The sequence below is a fragment of the Murimonas intestini genome (genome assembly GCF_024622195.1).
In the GTDB taxonomy this organism is placed as follows: domain Bacteria; phylum Bacillota; class Clostridia; order Lachnospirales; family Lachnospiraceae; genus Murimonas; species Murimonas intestini.
In genome coordinates this window covers 124,072-146,147 of the sequence record NZ_JANKBI010000008.1, presented here as the reverse complement: position 1 = coordinate 146,147, position 22,076 = coordinate 124,072, and the positions used below count along the sequence as shown (strand labels likewise).

Genomic DNA, 22,076 nt, shown 5'->3' with positions numbered 1-22,076 from the left:
AGCTAGTTCTCCTATTTTATTCTTGTAAGACTTTGCCTTCCCACTTGCTGAACCATAGTATAGACACAGCAAGAGCAGTCAAAGTCATAATAACCATAGAAATAATTCCGGGAAAAACAGGGGCATTTGAAAACCCCAGATAATTCTTTAAAAACTGGACTCCCCATTCCCAGGGAATGACCGGCCAGATTTTATCACCGATGGGATTTTCAAAGAGGCCCGCTAAAATTGTGCCTGATATCCCCAGCAAAACAGAGATACTGGAACCAAACCGGAAAGCTAACGGTATATGGAGTAAATATATAAATAAGCTGTCAAATAAAAATATACAAAATATTGATGCATAGGTACTGAATCCGGTAATGCTTATATCCAGAAACATATTGACTCCAATGCAGAAGCACACTTCATATAGTATCATACTTATAGCTGAAAAAAACAGCATAAAGAATAATTTTCCAAGATATACGCAGCTTCGTGATTCCACCAGACCAAGAGAATTTTGAATGCCGTTTATATTCTTGTCCAGGTGGATGAAAACCGGCACGGCAATACTGATAAATATTGGATACCCTATTTGCAGTAAGATGAAAAATGACCGGACATCAGGGATAATGCGGTATCCGGCAAAAGCGTAGTAAGCCAGAAATAGCGCAGTTATCACGATTGGCAGTGACAAATGCAATAAAATCCAGGGTGTCCGTTTGATTTTTGTAAAATCTGATATAAATTCTCTTATGATCATCTGCGGTACACCTGCTTTCTATACCAGCGTGAAAACAAGGCGGAGAGAAGGAATACAGCAGTTATAGATATTAATAACAGCAGCAGACTTTCACCTAAGCTTAAAAGCAATCTGGAGCCTGGGGAGGCTGGCAGACCGTTTGTGGTAACTCCAAATAGTGTGACCATAAACCTGGCTGTCCAGCTGTATGGAAAGAACCAAAATACAGGAGTCAGATAAAGAAACAGGCCGCCGAGTGCACTGGCGAACAAATTTATGATTACAGAACAGGTAAATCCCACTTTTTGGTCCAGAAATAAACAGAAAGGAATCTGCCATAGTAAAGAGAACCACAATAAGCAGTAACCCATAATATAATATCCTGTGAGACCGGCCGGGGCCAAAGTGCCTGATGATATACATTCAGAGATAACAGTGACAAGAGACAGCAACAGTGATATGACCAAAAGATTAAGGGCCGTCAAAATTGTCTTAGAAATAAATGTCTTCTTCAGGCTGATGGGCAGGCTGTAAAGAGTCCTGTACTGGTGCTTTTGATCTTTATTGTTCACTAAATGGCATAAGAACACAACGGACAAAGACGCAACAGGCATGCACCAATTGCAGACCATAACACTGGAGAAGCCGTCCAGCCCCATACCAACATACATCAATACTACTGATGTCAAAATCAAAGCTGCCGGAACCAACAGAATCAGTTTCCGGAACAGGGATCGTTTAAATTTCATGTTTTCTGCTTTAAGATATGTCTGCAGCATCAGGATGCACGCTCCTTTCTGATGATTTCCATAAATAATTGTTCCAGGTTTTCGCTCGCATCGATATTATCCTGGTATAAGAGCGACCCATTATATATGATTCCGATGTCATCGGCAACTTGCTGTACTTCGCTTAATATATGGCTGGATATAATGACAGAGATCCCGGATTCTGCAAACGACCGGATCATCGTCCTTAATTCCTCAATACCAAAAGGGTCCAGCCCATTTGTAGGTTCATCCAGGACTAATAATTGAGGGCTGTTCAGAAGCGCCAATGCTATACCCAGCCGCTGTTTCATCCCCAGGGAAAAATCGGATGTCTTTTTGTTTTTAGTATCCGCCAGATCCATCTTTTGTAATATTTCATTACATTTATCAATCCCGGTTCCCATAAGAGCAGCCCTGACCTTCAGATTCTCAAATGCCGTTAGATTCTCATACAGCGGTGGAGACTCGATTAATGAACCAATATTTAATAAATCTTTCCGGGTCCAGGGATGATTGTCAAATAATATTTCACCGGAAGTTGGTCTGACAATTCCTGTTATCATTTTCAATAACGTTGATTTGCCGGCGCCGTTAGGTCCCAGTAATCCGTAGACTGAATTTTTTCGTACAGATATAGACAGATCATTTATTGCATATGCCTTTTTGAATTTCTTAGAAACGTGATTAGCTTCTATAATGTACTCATTTCCCATAATTTTCTCCTTTTATACTCTGGCTTCAGCCAGCCTTGGGTTAATATTTAGCTGCCGGCTTGTTATTGTTATGTTAACAGCTATTTTTAAAGATTTTATAAGGAGGTCTGTATTTATTGTAAAATGCATAAAAATGCATACAAAACGCTTGTACTGCCTTAAAATATCTGATAGAATAAAAAGGTACCAAGAAAGTACCTTATAGTTTAAGTTAAAGGAGAATAGGATATGGGAAAAAATTTAAATCCTAAGACTGTATCAGCGGCAGCACTGCTCTGTGCAGGTATGTTAGTTTTTTCTGGATTCAGTAAAGAGGCCACATCTGCAGAACTGCTGAACAGCGCCTCGGAGAATATGGCTGGAATAGGATCATTTACTGGTAATATGGCAATGGAACTGGCGATGACCGGTGAAATTACTGAAGGGCAGAAGGGGACCGTGACCATGGAACTTGATATAGACATGGAAGTGACCCAGGACCCGGAGGCCGCACATATCAATGGCAATATAGGAATGTCTGTGTTGGGTACTAATATGTCTGTTGATATGGAAAATTATACCGTGGCAGAAGGAGATGACTATGTCTCATATACATTAGTTAATGGATTGTGGTCAAAGGAGCACACAGAAGGTAATTCTGCAGGTTCTGAGATCACAGCATTTAAGGATCTTGCATCAGATGCGGATGCTTTTGAAATTTCCCAGGAGCCTGTTCAGGTAAACGAGAGAGACTGTTATGAATTAAGAGGCAAGTTTGGTGCTGAGAATCTGCTCGGCTTACTGGATTCAGCAGGTGATGCAGCTGACAGCATTGAGGATATGATGGGGGATGTAGAGGTAGGCACCTCAAAAGTTCCTGTAACAGTATGCATTTACGCAGATACATTGATGCCGGCTCTTTTGGAGATCGATTTTACAGAGGCTATGCAGTGGGCAATAATAGCCAGTGAAGACAATACGGAAGATGTGTCTCTGGATAAATTCCGGTTTGCAATTACTTATGACAGCTTTGATGATGTAGATGAGATCGTAGTTCCGGAAGAGGCTGTCAAGGCAACAGCAAGCACAGAGACAACTGAGATGTCAACAGAAGCTGCTGGGACTCAGCCGGCAGCAGGTACAGAAAAACTGGCCACAATAGAGACTGAAAAAGCTGCACCGGCCAGTGATACAGGCTGGCAGACATATGAAGTGTTATTTAATAATACGAAAATAACTCTTCCATGTAATTTTGCAGAGCTTAAGGCACTGGGTTATACGCTTGATGAGGATACAGACCCGGAATATATAGTAAACAAGGGAGAATACGAGTATGGCTATCTTGCTGATAAGAATGGCGCCCTGATCTCTGTAGATTTCCTGAATACTACAGACGGACCTCTCTCAATACCTGAGTGCAAGGTTGCCAGTATCGGAAGTGATGACTGGTTCCTTGAGGGCAGCAAGATGAGTATTGTATATCCGGGCGGGATCACACTTGGATCTACAAAGGAAGAGGTTTTGAGCGCTTACGGAAATCCCCAGGATGCATATGAGGGAGATTCCATCACCAGCATGTACTACTACAATTCTGACAGTTATAGGAACGGTATGGATATTACAATTGATAATGAGACAGGTAAAGTAAGTGGAATCACTATCAGGAAATTTGAATAATATATAAGTTTAGCAATCAGGCCGGTGTGCCAGCATATTTATGCTGGGGCACCGGTTCCTTATATTGTAAGATAAAAGTCCCAAAAGTGAAAAAAAGAAGTCGTAATAGTGTAACTTTACTTTCGATATTTGTGGTAAGCTACATAGTATAAAAATGGTAATTATTCAGCAGGGGAAGGGAGACAGATGAGCCGGGAAACTTCACAATGGGCAGGCCTGGCGGCAGATTTTTTGGAGAGGCGCAGGTCTTTCCGGCTGGATGATTAATAACTGGATAATAAAATAAATAAGAACAGGTCTTTGGACAGGAGGACGAATTATATGGCTCTGATACAAGTGAATTTTATGTCAGGATCGCTGATGAGGACAGTGACGGTTAATGTGATACTGCCGGCAGACAAACTGCCATTTCCCGGTATGCCGGTGAAAGAGGAACGCCCGTTTAAAACATTATATCTGCTCCACGGTGTGTTTGGAAATTATACAGACTGGGTATCTAACACATGTATCCAGAGATGGGCTGAGGAAAAGGATCTGGCAGTAGTGATGCCCTCAGCTGACAATATGTTTTATGTGGACCAGCCAGGAGTAAATAATTATTATGGAGAATTTATCGGAAAAGAGCTGGTGGAGATAACAAGAAGAATGTTTCCGCTTAGCCGCAGGAGGGAGGATACCTTTATCGCCGGGCTGTCTATGGGCGGATACGGAGCGATCAGAAACGGACTGAAGTACCATGATACCTTCGGCTGTATTGCCGGCCTCTCCTCTGCCCTGATCACAAAAGGCATAGATGGCAGGAAAGACGACACACCCTTCTTTCTGGAGGGAAGGGCATATGCAGAAGGAATATTTGGAAATCTTGGCCAGGTAAAGGGCAGTGATAAAGATCCGGAATGGCTGGCAAAAGAACTGAAAGACCGAGGCAGTGAGATTCCAAAGATATTTATGGCCTGCGGGATTGAAGATTCCCTGCTGGCAGCTAACCGGGCCTATAAATCATATCTGGATGAGATCGGTGTGAAAGTTACATATGAGGAAGGAACGGGTGCGCACGAATGGGATTTTTGGAACCGTTATATTAAGAAGGTCATTGACTGGCTCCCACTGGAGGAAGATTCAGCAGGACTGAGCAGCGGAAATGTAGGAATCTGATAACAAGATACTGTTCACTCCGTGACCAGTAACACGCTTTGCGATGCACAGAAACGGCCAAAAGCGCCGTTTCGCGCTGCAGCCCTCGGGATTTTCGTGCAAAATATGCACGAAAACACCTCGCGGGACGGTGACGTATGAATAGTAACGATAACAAGATACTACAAAAAGATGTCACGATAATACGTTTTATTTGTTTATACAATGAACTATAATACTGTTAGAAAAAGGGGGAATCAGAAATGGAACAAAAGAAATTAGGTTTTGGATGCATGAGACTGCCGCTGACAGATCCGGAAGATCAGAAAAGCATTGATCTGGAACAGATGTGCAGGATGACGGACACCTTTCTGGAGAAAGGTTTTACTTATTTTGATACGGCATATATGTATCATGATTATGCCAGTGAAACGGCGGTGAGGGAGGCGCTTGTAAAACGCCATCCAAGAGACAGCTATACACTGGCTACAAAGCTGCCCATGGCAATGATCACAGAGGAAGAAGCCATGGAGCGGATCTTTGGGGAGCAGCTGGAAAAGTGCGGAGTGGATTATTTTGACTATTATCTGCTGCACTGTCTGAATGACGCTAACTACAGGATGGTAGAGAAGCTGGATGCATTTGGCTTCATCAGTAAGAAAAAGGAAGAGGGCAGGATCAGAAAAATAGGATTTTCCTATCATGATAATGCCGTACTTCTGGATGAGATCCTGGAGGCGCACCCGGAGACAGAATTTGTCCAGCTGCAGCTGAACTATCTGGACTGGGACAGTGTAAATATTCAGTCAAGAGAGTGTTATGAAGTGTGTAAAAAGCATGGGAAACCCGTGATCGTCATGGAACCCGTAAAAGGGGGGACGCTGGCGGCGGTGCCTGAGGCGGCAGAGGAGCTCATGAAGTTTTATGCGCCTGATGCATCACCCGCATCCTGGGCTGTCAGGTTTGCTGCCAGCCAGCCTGATGTCATGATGGTCCTCTCAGGTATGTCCAACTATGACCAGCTTCTGGACAATACCTCATATATGGCCGGCTTTGTGCCATTGAATGAAGAAGAGATGGGAATAATACAGAAAGTGACGGAAATCATTAACAGCAGTATAGCTATTCCATGTACCGGGTGTCAGTACTGCGTTGAAGGATGTCCAAAAGAAATCCCAATACCAAAGTATTTTGCACTGTATAATGCATATAAGCAGTTTGGCGACCAGTCGAACTCTGTATTCTACTATAAGAATCATGAGGGAAAGAGCGGTCTGGCAGGCGACTGTGTAGAATGCGGCCAGTGCGAGAGCCACTGTCCCCAGCATCTGACTATTATTGACTATATGAAACAGGTGTCTGAATTATTTGATAAATAGCAGCCCTCAGTCAATCCGAATAAAAGATTCCTCAGAAATCTAAAATCTTTGTTTACTATGTATCTTGAGTTTTTTGTGAGAAGAAGTATAATAAAACCAAGAAAAACAAATAAATGCAACATAAAAACAACAAAAATACAAGAAAATAGTTCATAAAACAAAGATGGCTTACACGGAAGGAGAATAGATATGAGGATCTTAGATTCGAAATTCATGAGGGGATTTATAAAAATGGCGGATGACGGCTATCATCAGGGATGGCATGAAAGAAACGGGGGAAATCTGTCATACAGGCTCAGGGAGGCAGAGGTGGAGGATATCAGGCCCAGACTGAATGCAGCCGGGGACTGGATGCCTATCGGGACAAGTGTACCAGGTCTGGCCGGGGAATTCTTTCTGGTAACCGGCAGCGGCAAGTATTTCAGGAATATCATAGTTGACCCGGAAGCATGCCTGGCGATCATAGAACTGGACGAGTCAGGAGAGAACTACCGCATCCGCTGGGGACTGGTAGAGGGAGGACGTCCTACAAGTGAACTCCCCACCCATTTAATGAACCACGAAGTAAAAAAACGGGTGACAGGAGGAAAGCACAGAGTCATCTATCATGCCCACACTACAAATACCATAGCGCTGACATTTGTACTGCCCCTCAGCGATGAAGTATTCACAAGGGAGCTCTGGGAGATGGCCACAGAATGTCCTGTAGTCTTTCCTGAGGGTGTCGGCGTGATCGGGTGGATGGTACCGGGCGGAAGGGACATAGCAGTTGCGACCAGCAGGATGATGGAAACTTACAATGCTGCAATATGGGCCCACCACGGTATGTTCTGTTCAGGGGAAGATTTTGACCTGACCTTCGGCCTTATGCACACCATTGAGAAATCAGCTGAGATTCTCATCAAGGTCCTTTCCATGAGTCCGGTAAAGACCCAGACTATCACACCGGATAACTTCAGAAACCTGGCAGAAGGCTTCCATATCAGCCTGCCGGAGAAATTTCTTTATGAAAAACAGTAAAGTAAAACGGCCTTCAAAAGTTAGATCAGAAATCTGGCTTTTGAAGGCCGGCGCTTAGAAGCGTTTGTGCGCAGCTGCTCGAGAGGAGCAAAAGCGCCCGGTCGGAATTTTCAGACAAATGCAGCTTAAGCTGATCACAGTGGCTGGAGAGGCAGCCAGGAAGGGACTTGTAATGGAAATAAATAATAAGAAACATTATCTGTCTCAAATTAGGGTTTCTTTCTGTATGCTTCTTTTTGCCATATGCTTAACTATGAATGTGTTCTTTTGCGGGACTTATAATCTTTATGAATTGTTGGATAATACAGCTGCAATTGAGACGCAGGTAATTTCAGAAAGTGTTATGACCAATGAGGATGGTGATAATACAGCCTGTCTTAATACTTTATTTCTAAACAAAAATAAATCTGATAATAATACTATAGCAAAGAGTATATTCCCAATACTCATAACCGCAGCTGTTCCAAAAGTAATCAGCCTGTCTTTTTTTCTTATCATAGTTTTTCTCTTTTTACCCTTATTTATATTATTGCCTGATGACTGGACACTAGTTGATCAGAAGGTACGTCTGGATAATTAAATTAATTCCTGTTCAAATCATTGCAAATGCTCTGGAGCCATTTTTAAAATCAAACAATGGCTTTCTTTTTGTATGCAAATAAGCAGCAGGTATAAGCTGCATAATTGTTACGAGAGTGAAGCAGAGCTTGAATTGGAGGAATATGAATGAAAGAAAAAATATATAAATTATTTCTCACCTTAATAGTTTGCCTGTCCCTGGGTTCAGGTCCTATAGTCCAAAATGAGATGGCCAAGATGCTTGAAGCTCTTTCGGGAACAGATACCGCACAGGTTCAAGAACTTGATGAAGAAGATAAAGAGTCCGAAGAAATTTAGTATGCGCTCCGCCCTCTTTCGCATATACTTTCATGAAAGCATACTTGAGGGTGAAAAGTAATGGTGGATAAAGCATTGAACAGGCTCAGCCTGGAGACTTGTATGGGGCTGCTGATGATTCTGGCCGTGGCTCTGCTGGCTACTGTGGGTGTCACGAAATTAAGGGAGGGGAGCCTTGGAGGAAAGGATACGAAAGCCGTATCGTCGGGGGCGGCGCAGAGCGGAGAGGACGCGAAAGCTGCGGCGGATCCTTCCCAGACAGTTATTGCTGTGGATGCGGGACATGGGGGAGACGACCCGGGAAAGGTGGGCATCAACAGCGCCCTGGAAAAAGATGTGAATCTGGCAATTGCCCATAAGCTTAAAGATTACCTGACAGAAAAAGGGATCAAAGTGGTGATGACAAGGGAGACACAGGAAGGACTCTATGAAGCAGGAGCTGCCAATAAGAAACAGCAGGATATGAAGAAGAGATGTGAACTGATCGACGCTTCAGGTGCGGCTTTTACAGTCAGCATCCATCAAAACAGCTATACTTCAGAGAGCGTGCATGGGCCTCAGGTATTTTACTATACCCATTCCACTGAAGGGGAAGCCATTGCATCCTGCATACAGGAGTCCCTGAATACAGTTCTGGAAGTGGACCGTGCCAGGGAGATGAAAGCAAATGATACATATTATCTGCTGAAGAAGACAAAAAGCCCCACTGTTATTGTAGAGTGCGGCTTTTTGTCAAATTCTGAGGAGGCGTCCAAGCTGATAACAGAGGAATATCAGAGTAAGGTTGCCCAGGCAGTGGGTGAGGGTGTCCTTAAGGCGCTGGAAGGGAGGAAGTAAGATGTTACTATTCATACGTCACCGTCCCGCGGGGGGGACAGTAACAATAAGATGTTACTGTTCACTCCGTGACCAGTAACACGCTCCGCGATGCACAGAAACGGCAAAAAACGCCGTTTCGCGCTGCAAAACTCGGGATTTTCGTGCGTATTTCGCACGAAAACACCTCGCGGAATAGTGGTGTGTGAACAGTAACAATAAGATAACAGGTGCAGCAGATTATCTGTTATTAGCTTGTACTGGCGGGAAGTATCTGGTAATATGAAGGTAAAGGACTTGGTTAAAAGAGAATACTGCATTAGTTAATAGTGGTTTGGAATATAACAAAAGGAGAAAATAGTATGAAAAGAATATTAAAGTCCGGACCTGTAAAAGCAGCGGCTCTGCTGTGCATGGGCATGCTGGCCATGTCAGGATGCCAGGAGCCGCCCACACCCGCGGGCCTTTTACAGGAGGTATCAGAGAACATGGCCAGTGTTGGATCATATGCTGCCAATATGCTGGTGGAGATGGAGGTTACCGGGGAGATCATGGAGGGACAGACATCCACAATAGGCGTCAATGTGGATATGGACATTGAGTCGACTAAGGAGCCGTCGGCTGTCTATATGGGAGGCAGCGTTGGTATTTCCATGGTGGGAGTGAATCTCTCTGTTGACATAGAGAACTATACCATAAAAGAAAATGACGGGTACGTGTCATATACAAATGTGAATGAACAGTGGGTGAAAGAGAGTGTAGAATCAGAAAACACTGGGGCGGGGATCACGGCATTTAAGGACCTGGCCGGGGATGAAGGTGCATTTCTGCTGTCTGAGGACAAGTCTGTTGTCAATGACCAGAAATGCTATGAGTTAAAAGGAACCTTCGATGCTGATAAACTGCTGGATATCCTGAACAGTGCAGGAAATGCCGCTGACAGAGTGGGAGGCATGACAGGGGAGGTGGAATTTGGCGAGGCAAAGATTCCTGTAAGGATATGTATCTATGAGAAGACCCGGCTTCCGGCGCTTATGGAGATCGATCTGACTAAGACGATGCAGGCTTATATAGCAGGTGTGACTGATGAAGCTTCCTTGGATGATTTAAAGCTTATCATTACATATCACAGTTTTAATGATGTTGAGGAGATTATTATTCCAAGCCAGGCCAAAAAGGCTGTTGAGGAGACAAGGTCAAATGAATTAGGGGTGAGCGACCTGGAGAGGATCCTGGGAGGCGGTACCTGGCCGGAGACTGAAGGATCAGAGGAGGGGGCTCAGACTGAAAAAGAGTGGGGCGGCCAGTCCTCTATTGAGACAGCTCCGCCGCCAACGGAAGGGAGAACAGGGTGGCAGACATATGAGGTCTCATTTAATGGCAGAAGGATGGAGCTTCCATTTAAGGTGTCGGAGCTGGAAGCCATGGGGTATACATATGGAGATTATATGGATTCTGAATATGTGATAAACAAGGGACAATATGAATATGGGTTCATGCTGGAGCCAGGAGGCACGGAACTCTCAGTATTTTTCCTGAACAGGACAGATGGTCCCCTGGCGCTGAAGGACTGCGAGATCGGAGGGCTCCAGACAAACAATTGGTCAGGGGAGCCGGGCGGGGTAAAAATAGTATTTCCCCAAGGAATAAAGCTGGGTTCCGGGTTGGATGAAGTGCTGGAGGCCTATGGCAATCCCCAGGACGTATATGATTATGAGGAGGATTCCTGGATCTCGCTGTATTACTATAGTGATTCGGACAACTATATGAATTCAGTGGATATAACAGTAGATAGAGAGACGCAGAAGGTTATCGGCCTGAATATCAGTAAGCTGGACCAGGCTTTTTAGAGAGAGGCGGCATACACCGGGAACGGAACCGGCAGTATGCTGCCTGTTACTGTTTACTCCGTGACCAGTAACACGCTTCGCGGGACGGTGACGTGTGAATAGTAACTGCTGCCTTCCTGCGTATCACGGATAAAAAATTCTCAATTGCCCTTTTAAATCTCTGGTGGTATAATAACTCTAAATGGGCAGTTATAATCTGTGAAGACGGCAGCCGCCTAATGGACACGCCAGCGTGTCCGCTCAGCTCGTTGCCCGCGGAAATAAATAATGAAGGAAGAGTGAGGAAAACTATGGAAACAAGCATCGTGGTCATTCGGCCTGAGACTGAAGAGGAAGACATAAAAAGGGCCGGGGATATCCTGAAGAGGGGCGGTCTTGTTGCATTTCCAACAGAAACCGTATATGGCCTGGGGGGCAATGCTCTTGATGCGGAGGCATCAGCCAGGATATATGCGGCTAAGGGCCGGCCGTCTGACAATCCTCTGATCGTACATATTGCAGCGATAGAAGACCTGTATGGAATCACAGAGGAAGTTTCCGGGAGGGCAGAGCTGCTGGCAGAGGCATTCTGGCCGGGGCCTCTTACCATGATATTTAAGAAGAATGAGAAAGTGCCTTATTCAACAACAGGAGGGCTTGACACGGTAGCTGTGCGTTTTCCAGGGCATGAGATTGCCAGGAAAGTCATAAAGGCCGGGGGCGGGTATGTGGCGGCTCCAAGCGCCAATACTTCGGGCAGGCCAAGTCCCACTGAGGCAGCCCATGTCATAGAGGATCTGAGCGGAAAGATTGATATGATCGTAGACGGGGGCAGCGTGGGAATCGGGCTGGAGTCCACGATCGTGGATATGAGTGTGGATGAGCCGGTGATACTCAGGCCGGGGTATATCAGCCAGCAGATGATCGAAGATGTGATAGGGCCGGTGAAAATGGACGCGGCGCTTTTAAGCGCTGACAGTAAGGCAAGGCCAAAAGCACCCGGAATGAAGTACAAGCACTATGCTCCGAAGGCAGATCTTGTGATAGTAGAGGGGGATCCCGAAAAAGTCATTAACAGGATCAGCCGGCTGGCGGAGGAAGCGCAGGCAGACGGAAGAACAGTAGGAATCATCTGCACAGAAGAGACAGTGGAAAGGTATAAGACGGGCATCGTCAAATCGGCCGGAACGAGGAGTTCTGAGATTACGATTGCACAGCATCTGTATGGGATTTTAAGGGAATTTGATGAACTGGAGGTTTCACAAATCTATTCGGAGGCTTTTGACACTCCAAAGATGGGTGAGGCTATCATGAACCGGCTGATAAAGGCTGCAGGGCATCAGATCATGAAGGTATAAGGAGCAGGCTGGAAAATGAAGCGGTATGACAAATTAATATTCGTAAGTAACAGCGATACCTGCCGGGGCCCTATGGCTGAAGCAGTACTGAAAAAAAAGTTTTTGCTGGATGAGCTGGTCATCGAATCAAAGGGATTAGTAGTATTGTTTCCTGAACCGGTCAACCAGAAGGCTGAGGCGGTCCTGGCTGCAAAGGGGATCAATGTGAAAGGACATATGTCCGGCCAGCTGGAGCAGGGAGATTTCGGTGAGAGGATCCTTGTTCTGGTTATGGAAGAGTCTGAAAAGATAAAGATATACGAAGAGTATGACAGGGCGGTAAATGTATATTTGCTTACTGAATACATAAAGGAGAGGGGAGATATCCCCAATCCGCTGGGCAAAGGCCTTGCAGATTACGGCGAGTGTTATGAGCTGTTAGATGATTTGATCACGAAACTGGTAGTAGTATTAAATGAGGAGGAGCTTTTATGTTAGCGATTGGTTGTGACCATGGTGGATATGAATTAAAGAAGGAGATCCTGGCCTGGCTGGATTCAAAGAATATTGAATACAGGGATTTTGGCTGCCACAGTACGGAAGCCGTCAATTACCCGGTGTATGCCAAAGCTGTGGCGGAGGCAGTGGTGAGCGGTGAGTGTGAAAAAGGGATACTGGTCTGTGGTACGGGGATCGGCATTTCTATCGCGGCCAATAAGGTGCACGGGATCCGCGCTGCACTCTGCAGCGACTGTTTCAGCGCCGAAGCCACAAGGCTCCACAATGATGCAAATGTACTGGCCCTGGGCGGCCGTGTGGTAGGGGCAGGCCTTGCCATTAAGATCGTGGAGACGTTCCTGAATACTCCGTTTTCTGAAGAACAGAGGCATAAAGACAGGATAGCAATGATAGAAGACTGATAGTTACTAGTTGCGGAACCACGCTTATCCAGAATATAAAAGGTTTTGGAAACAGCAGCTGTGAGCAGCATAAAACAACCTAAGATTGGAAAAAATACTTACAAGAGAGAGTTGGAGGAAAGAACATGTCAAAAGTAATGGTAATGGATCATCCGCTGATACAGCATAAGATAGGCATCATAAGGAGAATGGAGACCGGCTCCAAGGAGTTCAGAGAGATGATAGGCGAGATAGCCATGCTGATGTGCTATGAGGCTACCAGAGATCTGAAGCTTGTTGATGTCAATATAGAGACACCTATCTGTGAGATGACGGCTAAAGAGCTGGCGGGGAAGAAGCTGGCTGTTGTTCCCATACTCCGTGCCGGACTTGGTATGGTTGACGGGATGCTGACTATGATACCTGCTGCCAAAGTGGGGCATATCGGTCTTTACAGAGACCCTGAGACACTGGAGCCTGTGGAATACTACTGTAAGCTTCCGGCAGACTCATCAGAGCGTGAGGTATTTGTGGTAGATCCCATGCTGGCCACAGGAGGTTCTTCAGTGGCGGCTATCCAGATGCTGAAGGACAAAGGGGTAAAGCGTATCCGTTTCATGTGCATCATAGCAGCACCGGAGGGTGTTAAGAGGATGAAGGAGACACATCCGGATGTGGATATATATATCGGCGCTCTTGACAAATGCCTGAATGACCATGGTTATATAGTGCCGGGCCTGGGTGATGCCGGAGACCGTATTTTTGGCACTAAATAATGGATTAAGGTTATTTTAAGTAGTTTTAGTAAATCTCCTATGTTAGAATAGGTTCTGTGAGGGAATATTCTGACATAGGAGATTTTTGGTTACTGGTCACAGAGTGAACAGTAACAATTTTTGCGTTTAACAAGATAAGCGATAAATAGGTGAGGAGATATTATGGCATTTTATACAGATAAAGCAAATGAGATCATTGCGGAGGTCAAGCGGGCGGTTATAGGGAAGGATGACTGTGTGGAAAAGGTTTTGATGGCCATGCTGGCAGGGGGCCATATCCTGCTGGAGGATATACCGGGAGTTGGGAAAACCACCATGGCACTGGCCTTTTCAAAGGTTATGGACCTGAAACAGAACAGGGTGCAGTTTACACCAGATGTGCTTCCAGCGGATATTACAGGCTTTACGATATATCAGAAGAATACAAATGAATTTACCTTTCAGCCGGGTGCAGTCATGTGCAACCTGTTCCTGGCAGATGAGATCAACAGGACATCTCCGAAGACACAGTCAGCCCTGCTGGAGGTAATGGAAGAAGGGAATGTGACCGTGGACGGGGTGACAAGGGAGGTGCCGAAGCCTTTTGTAGTTATGGCTACCCAGAATCCTGTAGGCTCTGCGGGAACCCAGATGCTGCCGGAATCACAGCTGGACAGGTTTATGATCTGTATGAGTCTTGGATATCCTGATATTGAGAATGAGATCGCGATCATAAAGGACAGGAGTGTTGGGAATCCGCTTGACCGCCTCTATCCCGTCATCCATGCAAAGGAACTGCTGGAAATGCAGAAGGAGACGGAGCAGGTGTTTATCCATGATGTGCTCTACAGTTATGTGGCTAAGCTCATAGCAGCGACTCGTGAAGATCCCATGCTGGAGCTGGGGGTCAGCCCCAGGGGCACACTGGCCCTGACCAGGATGATCAAGGCGGCGGCCTATATAAATGGGCGTGATTATGTCACACCAAATGACGCTGTAAAAGTTTTTAAGGATGTCACCCTGCACAGGATAAAGCTGAATGCCAAGGCAAGGGTGAATCATGTGACACCTGATTCGGTGCTGGATGGAATACTGGAAAAGGTGCCGAAGCCTACACCAAAGCGGAGATAAATTTTATGAAAAACAAGATTATTTATCTGGTGCTCATACTTGCCACGGCATATGTATACATCATGTTTGACAGTGATGTGCCGCTTGTGCTGCTGGGATTTGAGATCCTTCTGCCTGTTTTTCTGTTTGTGACCCTGCTTTCGCAGCGGAGCTGCTTAAAACCGGGTATCAGGATACGCGTGCCTGTAGTTCAAAAAGGCCAGAAGATACAGGTGGAGATCACGGCGGACAACAGCGGCCTGCTTCCTGTCAGCAGGATGATGTTTAAGGTGGTATATGTAAGCAGCTATGGATTCAAGTCAGAGAAAGAAAAGATAGTGGGACTGGCTGATGGCCATGATTCCATGGTATGTCATTATGAGGTAGATTATCCGTACAGCGGCCGTCTGCAGTTTTCGCTGCAGAAAGTAAAAGTGTGGGACTACCTGAAGGTCTTTTCCATGTCTGTTAACTGCAGCGGAAGTGAGACTGTCAATGTGCTGCCCAATCTCTATGAAATGAATCTTGTCATATCGCCCAGGACGAGAAACTTTCCTGTGGACGGGGATGAATATGATAAGACCCGGAGCGGGGATGATGTCTCGGAGATATTTCAGGTGAGGGAGTTTCGGAACGGGGATACTCTTCAAAAAGTGCACTGGAAATTAAGCGCCAAGGCGGACGAGCTTATGACAAAGGAATACAGTCTTCCAAAAGGGTGCAGCGTGCTTATCCTCCTTGATTTTCAGCATGAGAAGGGGAGAAACTGCGGGGAAGAGCAGATGGACAGATTTATTGAGACAGCTGCTTCTCTGATGTTTGCCCTGACTGAGCAGGAATGTATGCATTATATATTCTGGTATGACGGAGCAAGAGACAGCGCCAGGCGTTTTCTTGTCCAGGATGAAGAACAGCTGTATGAGGCTATCGGAGAAATGCTCCGGGTAGCGCCTTATATGGGAAACTATGACATGATGGAGGCATACCGGGCGGAGTATAATGAGATGAATTTCTCTACAGTGCTCCGGCTTGGGACAGACCTTAAGCTGTGGAGGAACGGGGATCTGGCGGCCGAGTTTTCAGACAAGCCCCTGCAGCAGCAGTTTGCGTCCTTTGAATTGGAAGTTTAGGTGTAAAGAATGGTATTGTTTATTTGTTATCTGGCCGGTATATTCGGCACTGTGTTCAGCTTCCTGGAAGCTTTTCCGGTCCCGTATAATGCATCATTTTTATATGCCGGTATTTTGTTTTTCAGCCTGCTTTTAGGGCTTATTTACATTGGGAAAAAATATCTGAAGCTGACGCTGCCGTTCACCATGGCTGTTTATATCTGGGCCATGTATCTGAATTTAGAAAAGATAAGTTCCGGAGCTTATATTCTCGTAGATGTCATCAGGATGGAGATACGGAACTACCTTTATGTGGAAGAGAATATCATGACAGGTACACAGACAGAAAGCATGGAGGTCACAATGGTGCTTCTGTTTGTCATGTTCGTGTTTGCTATATTCCTGTTCTACGGTACGGTAGCCAGGGGGAGCAGATTTATTGCAGTGGCATCTACTGCCATACCGGCAGTGGGCGGTCTGGCCATAGGGAAGGTTCCTTCTCTGTTCACCCTGTGCCTGCTTGGGCTGTGCTATCTGGGAGCCTTTACGGCAGGAGGGCTGAAGTACGGCAGCATGGGCGGCGGACAGGACTGGGAAGAGGAAGAAAAATATATCAGCCGTGTCCGCCAGAAAAGTGTCCTTTTTATAGGGGCAGGAGCTATTATCATTTTTGCAGTCAGCTACTATCTGATGGCGCCGGCCCTGGGGGCATTTCTGGGGGATAAGGCAGAGGCGAGGCAGGCGATACAGGATACAGACCTTCTCACATGGGCCAGGGGACTGCTGCCGGAGGCGAAAAAGCAGGATGGCGGCAGAGTGATCACCAGCGGCAACCTGCCGGAGGAGAAGCACCCGGGATTTACAGGTGAGACGGCGCTGCGTGTGACAACTGACGTAATTCCACAAAACGTGGTCTACCTGAAGGGATTTACAGGAGCTGAATATACAGGCAGTACATGGAAACCTCTGAGTGAAGATGTATATCAGTCGGATCCCTATGACAGGGCTGAGGCGATTGAGAATTACGTGGGTGAATCATGGGAAAATGAACTTACTATAAAAAGAGAACAGGCATCAAGAGGGGGATATGCCCCATATTTTTCAAGGAAGCTTTCCAACGGAGGGTCTGATGCAGAATTTTTTCTTTATTTTCAGAGGCGTGATTTTGAGGAGATCATTCTGCGAGGCCAGGAGATGGGACTTTCACCTGCCTGGGACAGCAGTGATTACCAGCAGTATGTCTATGAGAATTATCTGAGCTATCCGGCGGATAGGCTCTCCAGGCTGGAGCAGCAGTGCAGGGAAAATCCTCAGGAGAGTATTGCAGGAGTCAGGGATTATATTATCTCCTATTTGACAGGTACCTGTGCATATAACCTTCAGTCAGGCGATCTGCCTGCGGGGGAGGATTTTACAGAATATTTTCTGTATGAGAGAAGAGAGGGGTACTGTGTGCATTTTGCCACAGCAGCTGTGCTCATGTTCAGAATGTATGGAGTCCCTGCCAGGTATGCCACAGGCTATGCCGTCCCTGCCGGGGAATTTTATGAAAACGGCGGAAACTATATGGCGGAGGTGCCGGACTCCATGGCGCATTCCTGGGCGGAGATCTATTTGGATGGGACGGGCTGGGTGCCTGTGGAGGCTACGCCGGGTTATGGGATACAGAGTGAGGCAGCATCTCCCTTTGAGACTATTGCCCCAGGGGAAATGCAGACTGAAATGCAGCCGGCGGGGCAGACGGACAGCCAGGGAAATCTTCAGACTGAGGATCAGGGAAAAAATAAAGCTTCAGAGACAGCCGGGAACAGAACAGGCAGCGGAAGTGTCTGGGGCGTACTTGGCGGTCTGGTATTCACGGCAGTTTTTATTTTTCTGCTGGCTGCGGGGATCTTTGTAAGAAGAGCAGTTATCATTGAAAGGCGGAGGAAGAAGGATGTGGCCGGAATATTCAGCGATGTCCTGAAAGTGCTCACAGAAGCCGGACTGCCCGGGGAGACAGACTGTCTCGCACAGGATTTCGTCTCGAAGGTCCATGACCAGTTTAAATGGCTGTCGGAGGAAGAGCTGGACAAGATGGTGGAAATGGCCATGAGAGCTAATTATGGCAGAGAGAAGATGACAAAGGAAGAAAGACTCTACATGCGCAGTATGTACCGCTATATCTGTGTACAGACAGGTAAGATTATGGGCAGATGGGGAAAAATAAAACTCAGGTTCCTGAAAGCTTATTACTAAACTGTTCCAAAATATGTCCTGCAGAGCGTCCTGGGTAACTGTTCAGCCTTCCACAGTTCCGCGAGGTGTTTTCGTGCAAAATGCACGAAAATCCCGAGAGCTGCAGCGCCAAAATGCTGTTTACAGCATTTTGTGTGCATCGCGGAGCGTTGTTATAGTTCACACGGCTAAACTATAACATTATGTAGTTTCACGGCGCCTGTCCGCTCTTTTCCTCCTGATCCTCTATGTATTTCTGAAGCCTGCAGAAATCACCTTTATATATGATGGTCAGCAGTGCATTCAGCTGCCTCAGGGAAGTGAGGATCATATCCTTGGAGATCATCTCCTGTTCTCTGGCATCAGCCAGCTCATCCAGATCCACGACTTTCACAAAGCCGTCAGGAGAGATGATCACATCAGCCAGCAGATCAGTGAAGACATATGTGTCTGATTCCTTATCATACGTATAGGATACGATATCGCAGTACCAGCTGAGCAGTTTTCCTTCCCTGTCATAAAATTTGCTGACTTTCACACCATGTTCCAGAAAATAACATGACAGGCCATGGTCAAGGTCTTTTTTGGGATGCAGGGTTACCCATTTAGTGATTATCACATGTTCATCACGATAGAGCAGGATATCATCCTTTAAGAGGATACATTCTTCGGGTATCAGCCGTTTTCTGTAAATTTTCAATGTTTCCATAAGCACCTCTCTTCCAGAGGCGTCCGTTGTCCAGCAGGCAGATCCGGGCGCATCTTAAGTCTCATTTTTTATCAGAGTTAAAGAATCGTTTTCTACAAATTCCTGATCAGAGGATTTTCTTTTGTAATAAGTCAGGTTGTAGGAATCAGGGTCGGTCAGCTTCAAAAACTGGCTGGGCGTATAGCCGGTGATCTCCTTAAATACCCTGTTAAAGGTCCTGACATTGTTAAACCCGCAGTTTAAGGCTACATCCGTGACCCGGCTGGAGGTATTCTTGAGCCTGGCGGCGGCTTGCTCCACACGTACCATGTTCAGGTAGGTCACGAAATTAATGCCTATGAGCTTTTTAAATACCTTGGAGAAATGGCTTTCGCTGAAATTCATCTTTTCAGCAGCATAGGTCAGCGTTATGTTGTCAGCATAGTGCTCATCCATATATGAAAGAAGCTGCTGCATGTCATACAACAGGCTCATCCGTTTATTTTCACTTGTCATATCCTGGCAGCTCTGAGGACGTTTCCTTTTCAGAAGATACCAGAAATCCCTGAGCCTGGCAGTCACGATCTCCTTATAATAAGGCTCCTTCTCCTTCAGCTCACGGCTGACATCGGCAAACAGCGCCAGGACATCCTTTTCCATGCCGTATCTCTTCAGTTCTGAAGCAGATACCAGCGGTGAGGCAAAATGTGAGTGGTTATACAGTGAGCTTAAGATACTGGTATCAAAAATAATAAAATCAAGCACATTTTTCATCTTAGAGGAATCACTATAATGAAAATCGCCCGTATCGATGACGACCAGGTCACCTTTATGGGCGGTAAAATTGTGCTCGTTGATACTCAGATGGGCAGAACCGGAGCGCACAAAAATAAACTCTATTTCCTGATGCCAGTGGGCCAGGAAACTGATATCCTGGTAAGAGGAATGCCAGACCATAAAGTCTGAATCATAGCTTCGCACTTCGTGAAATGCCTTCATGATTTCTCTCCTTTCGTACTTTGAACTGAGTATACCAAAAATCACAAAAATTGTCCATATCATAACAGAATTTTACGTGCAAACCGGAAGATTATGTTGTATAATTAGTACATAAAATGCGGACCGGAATTAGGCGCATTAGTTAAAATGTATAAACAAACCCAATTATTTAAACAAATGGAGGAGATTGAAATGGCAGAAAGCAGATTAATCGGCGGTTATCCAGTTATCGGAATCAGACCAACCATTGATGGACGCAGGGGTGCCCTGGACGTTAGAGGTTCTCTGGAAGAGCAGACAATGAACATGGCTAAATCAGCAGCTAAATTATTCGAAGAGAATTTAAAATATTCAAACGGTGAACCGGTAAAGGTTGTCATCGCTGATTCTACGATCGGACGTGTAGGCGAGACAGCAGCCTGTGCTGAAAAGTTCAGAAAAGAAGGTGTTGACATTACAGTGACTGTAACACCATGCTGGTGCTACGGAGCAGAGACAATGGATATGGATCCGCAGACCATCAAGGCTGTATGGGGATTCAACGGAACAGAGAGACCTGGCGCAGTTTACCTTGCATCAGTTCTGGCTACACATGCACAGAAGGGACTTCCAGCATTCGGTATCTACGGACATGACGTATGTGATGCAGATGACACGGAAATTCCTGAAGACGTAAAAGAAAAATTATTAAGATTCGGCCGCGCGGCAGTTGCAGCAGCTTCCATGAGAGGAAAATCCTACTTACAGATCGGTTCTATCTGTATGGGTATCGGCGGATCTATCATTGATTCAGACTTTATCGAGTCCTACTTAGGCATGCGTGTAGAATCTGTTGACGAAGTGGAAATCATCCGCCGTATGACAGAAGGCATTTATGACGAGGCAGAATTCCAGAAAGCTCTTGCATGGGCTAAAGAAAAATGCAATATCGGTTTTGACAAGAACCCAGAAGAACTGCAGGCTTCCCAGGAAGAGAAAGAAAAACAGTTCGAGTTTGTTGTTAAGATGGCAGTTATCGTAAAAGACCTGATGAACGGAAATAAAAACCTGGATGCTAAATTCTCCGAGGAAGCTATCGGACATAATGCGATCGCTGCCGGATTCCAGGGACAGAGACAGTGGACAGACTTCTATCCGAACGGTGACTTCGCTGAAGCAGTTCTGAATACATCCTTTGACTGGAACGGAGCAAGAGAGCCATATATTCTTGCTACAGAGAATGACGTATTAAACGGACTTGGCATGATGTTCATGAAGCTCCTCACAAACAGAGCTCAGATTTTTGCTGATGTGCGTACATACTGGAGCCCGGAAGCAGTTAAGAAAGCTACAGGATACGATCTGGAAGGCGTAGCGAAAGATGCTGGCGGATTCATCCATCTGATCAACTCCGGTGCAGCCTGCCTGGATGCATGCGGCGAAGCTAAAGATGAGAATGGCAACGGCGTTATGAAAGAATGGTGGAATGTAACAGAAGCAGATCAGGATGCCATCATGGCTGCTACTACCTGGAATGCAGCTGACAACGGATACTTCCGTGGAGGCGGATATTCATCACGTTTCGTGACAAGAGCTGAGATGCCTGCAACAATGATCCGTCTTAACCTTGTAAAGGGCTTAGGACCGATGCTGCAGATCGCAGAAGGCTGGACAGTTAATCTTCCGGAAGAGGTTTCTGACAAGCTCTGGAAGAGAACAGACTATACATGGCCATGTACATGGTTTGCACCGAGAACAACAGGCGAAGGAGCATTCAAGACAGCTTATGATGTAATGAATAACTGGGGCGCTAACCATGGTGCAATCAGCTACGGACATATCGGAGCTGACCTTATCACAATGTGTTCAATGCTGAGAATCCCGGTTGCTATGCACAATGTTCCGGAAGACAAGATCTTCAGACCTGCATCATGGAATGCATTTGGCATGGACAAAGAAGGCGCTGATTACAGAGCCTGCTCAACATATGGTCCGCTTTACAAATAAATAGACCTGGGGCTTCATCTGTTAATGGGATTAACATT

At 45.9% G+C, this 22,076-nt stretch carries 21 protein-coding genes; 16 read left to right on the top strand and 5 right to left on the bottom strand.

Features of this window, described 5'->3' with window-relative positions; all coding sequences use genetic code 11:
- Positions 1–16 precede the first annotated feature (16 nt).
- Genes NSB28_RS13290 through NSB28_RS13280 form a run of 3 tightly spaced genes read right to left on the bottom strand, consistent with a single transcriptional unit; the run spans position 17 to position 2,207 of the window.
- Positions 17–745 carry a lantibiotic immunity ABC transporter MutG family permease subunit gene (locus NSB28_RS13290; protein WP_109625809.1) on the bottom strand — a complete coding sequence of 243 codons (729 nt, stop codon included), beginning with the start codon at positions 743–745 and terminating at the stop codon, positions 17–19.
- A complete protein-coding gene (locus NSB28_RS13285; protein ID WP_109625808.1) occupies positions 742–1,503 on the bottom strand; it encodes a lantibiotic immunity ABC transporter MutE/EpiE family permease subunit in 762 nt (253 codons plus the stop codon). Before NSB28_RS13285 ends, NSB28_RS13290 begins: the two co-directional genes overlap by 4 nt.
- Positions 1,503–2,207 carry a lantibiotic protection ABC transporter ATP-binding protein gene (locus NSB28_RS13280; protein ID WP_109625807.1) on the bottom strand — a complete coding sequence of 235 codons (705 nt, stop codon included), beginning with the start codon at positions 2,205–2,207 and terminating at the stop codon, positions 1,503–1,505. Before NSB28_RS13280 ends, NSB28_RS13285 begins: the two co-directional genes overlap by 1 nt.
- 228 nt (positions 2,208–2,435) lie before the next feature.
- Here NSB28_RS13280 and NSB28_RS13275 point away from each other — a divergent pair, with 228 nt between their 5' ends.
- The 15 genes from NSB28_RS13275 (at position 2,436) to NSB28_RS13205 (ending at position 18,386) form a co-directional block, all read left to right on the top strand.
- Positions 2,436–3,863 (top strand): DUF6612 family protein, encoded by a 1,428-nt coding sequence (locus tag NSB28_RS13275; RefSeq protein WP_109625806.1) that lies wholly within the window; start codon positions 2,436–2,438, stop codon positions 3,861–3,863.
- 321 nt (positions 3,864–4,184) lie between these two features.
- Complete coding sequence (locus NSB28_RS13270; protein WP_109625805.1) at positions 4,185–5,018, top strand: alpha/beta hydrolase; 834 nt, start codon at positions 4,185–4,187, stop codon at positions 5,016–5,018.
- Positions 5,019–5,260: 242 nt separating this feature from the next.
- Positions 5,261–6,376: an aldo/keto reductase gene (locus tag NSB28_RS13265; protein ID WP_109625804.1), complete on the top strand. Its 1,116-nt coding sequence runs from the start codon at positions 5,261–5,263 to the stop codon at positions 6,374–6,376.
- A 189-nt stretch (positions 6,377–6,565) separates the two neighbouring features.
- A complete protein-coding gene (gene rhaD / locus NSB28_RS13260) occupies positions 6,566–7,396 on the top strand; it encodes a rhamnulose-1-phosphate aldolase (RefSeq protein WP_109625803.1) in 831 nt (276 codons plus the stop codon).
- 118 nt (positions 7,397–7,514) lie between these two features.
- Positions 7,515–7,976, top strand: coding sequence for a hypothetical protein (locus tag NSB28_RS13255; RefSeq protein WP_257497788.1), 462 nt, complete (start codon positions 7,515–7,517; stop codon positions 7,974–7,976).
- Between the two features lie 146 nt (positions 7,977–8,122).
- Complete coding sequence (locus NSB28_RS13250; protein WP_187374393.1) at positions 8,123–8,293, top strand: hypothetical protein; 171 nt, start codon at positions 8,123–8,125, stop codon at positions 8,291–8,293.
- A gap of 60 nt (positions 8,294–8,353) precedes the next feature.
- Entirely contained in the window at positions 8,354–9,130 is a 777-nt protein-coding gene (locus tag NSB28_RS13245; RefSeq protein ID WP_257497787.1) for an N-acetylmuramoyl-L-alanine amidase, read from the top strand.
- Positions 9,131–9,471: 341 nt separating this feature from the next.
- Entirely contained in the window at positions 9,472–10,959 is a 1,488-nt protein-coding gene (locus tag NSB28_RS13240) for a DUF6612 family protein (RefSeq protein WP_109625802.1), read from the top strand.
- A 290-nt stretch (positions 10,960–11,249) separates the two neighbouring features.
- Positions 11,250–12,296 (top strand): L-threonylcarbamoyladenylate synthase, encoded by a 1,047-nt coding sequence (locus NSB28_RS13235; protein ID WP_109625801.1) that lies wholly within the window; start codon positions 11,250–11,252, stop codon positions 12,294–12,296.
- Between the two features lie 15 nt (positions 12,297–12,311).
- The gene (locus tag NSB28_RS13230; protein WP_109625800.1) at positions 12,312–12,773 is read left to right on the top strand and encodes an arsenate reductase/protein-tyrosine-phosphatase family protein; all 462 of its coding nucleotides are present in this window, start codon (positions 12,312–12,314) and stop codon (positions 12,771–12,773) included.
- Positions 12,767–13,195 carry a ribose 5-phosphate isomerase B gene (gene rpiB / locus NSB28_RS13225; protein WP_109625799.1) on the top strand — a complete coding sequence of 143 codons (429 nt, stop codon included), beginning with the start codon at positions 12,767–12,769 and terminating at the stop codon, positions 13,193–13,195. Before NSB28_RS13230 ends, rpiB begins: the two co-directional genes overlap by 7 nt.
- A 125-nt stretch (positions 13,196–13,320) precedes the next feature.
- Positions 13,321–13,950: a uracil phosphoribosyltransferase gene (upp, locus tag NSB28_RS13220; RefSeq protein ID WP_109625798.1), complete on the top strand. Its 630-nt coding sequence runs from the start codon at positions 13,321–13,323 to the stop codon at positions 13,948–13,950.
- Between the two features lie 162 nt (positions 13,951–14,112).
- Positions 14,113–15,060 (top strand): AAA family ATPase, encoded by a 948-nt coding sequence (locus NSB28_RS13215; RefSeq protein WP_109625797.1) that lies wholly within the window; start codon positions 14,113–14,115, stop codon positions 15,058–15,060.
- Positions 15,061–15,065: 5 nt separating this feature from the next.
- The gene (locus NSB28_RS13210; protein ID WP_109625796.1) at positions 15,066–16,169 is read left to right on the top strand and encodes a DUF58 domain-containing protein; all 1,104 of its coding nucleotides are present in this window, start codon (positions 15,066–15,068) and stop codon (positions 16,167–16,169) included.
- Positions 16,170–16,178: 9 nt separating this feature from the next.
- Complete coding sequence (locus NSB28_RS13205; RefSeq protein WP_109625795.1) at positions 16,179–18,386, top strand: transglutaminase-like domain-containing protein; 2,208 nt, start codon at positions 16,179–16,181, stop codon at positions 18,384–18,386.
- A gap of 190 nt (positions 18,387–18,576) precedes the next feature.
- Here the strand turns inward: NSB28_RS13205 and NSB28_RS13200 are convergent, their stop codons facing one another.
- Positions 18,577–19,074 carry a ribonuclease FAU-1 family protein gene (locus tag NSB28_RS13200; protein WP_109625794.1) on the bottom strand — a complete coding sequence of 166 codons (498 nt, stop codon included), beginning with the start codon at positions 19,072–19,074 and terminating at the stop codon, positions 18,577–18,579.
- Between the two features lie 54 nt (positions 19,075–19,128).
- On the bottom strand, positions 19,129–20,052 hold the full coding sequence (locus NSB28_RS13195; protein WP_257497786.1) for a helix-turn-helix transcriptional regulator: 924 nt from the start codon (positions 20,050–20,052) through the stop codon (positions 19,129–19,131).
- Between the two features lie 192 nt (positions 20,053–20,244).
- Between NSB28_RS13195 and NSB28_RS13190 the strand changes: the two genes are divergently transcribed.
- Positions 20,245–22,038 carry an L-fucose isomerase gene (locus NSB28_RS13190; protein WP_109625792.1) on the top strand — a complete coding sequence of 598 codons (1,794 nt, stop codon included), beginning with the start codon at positions 20,245–20,247 and terminating at the stop codon, positions 22,036–22,038.
- Positions 22,039–22,076: the final 38 nt, after the last annotated feature.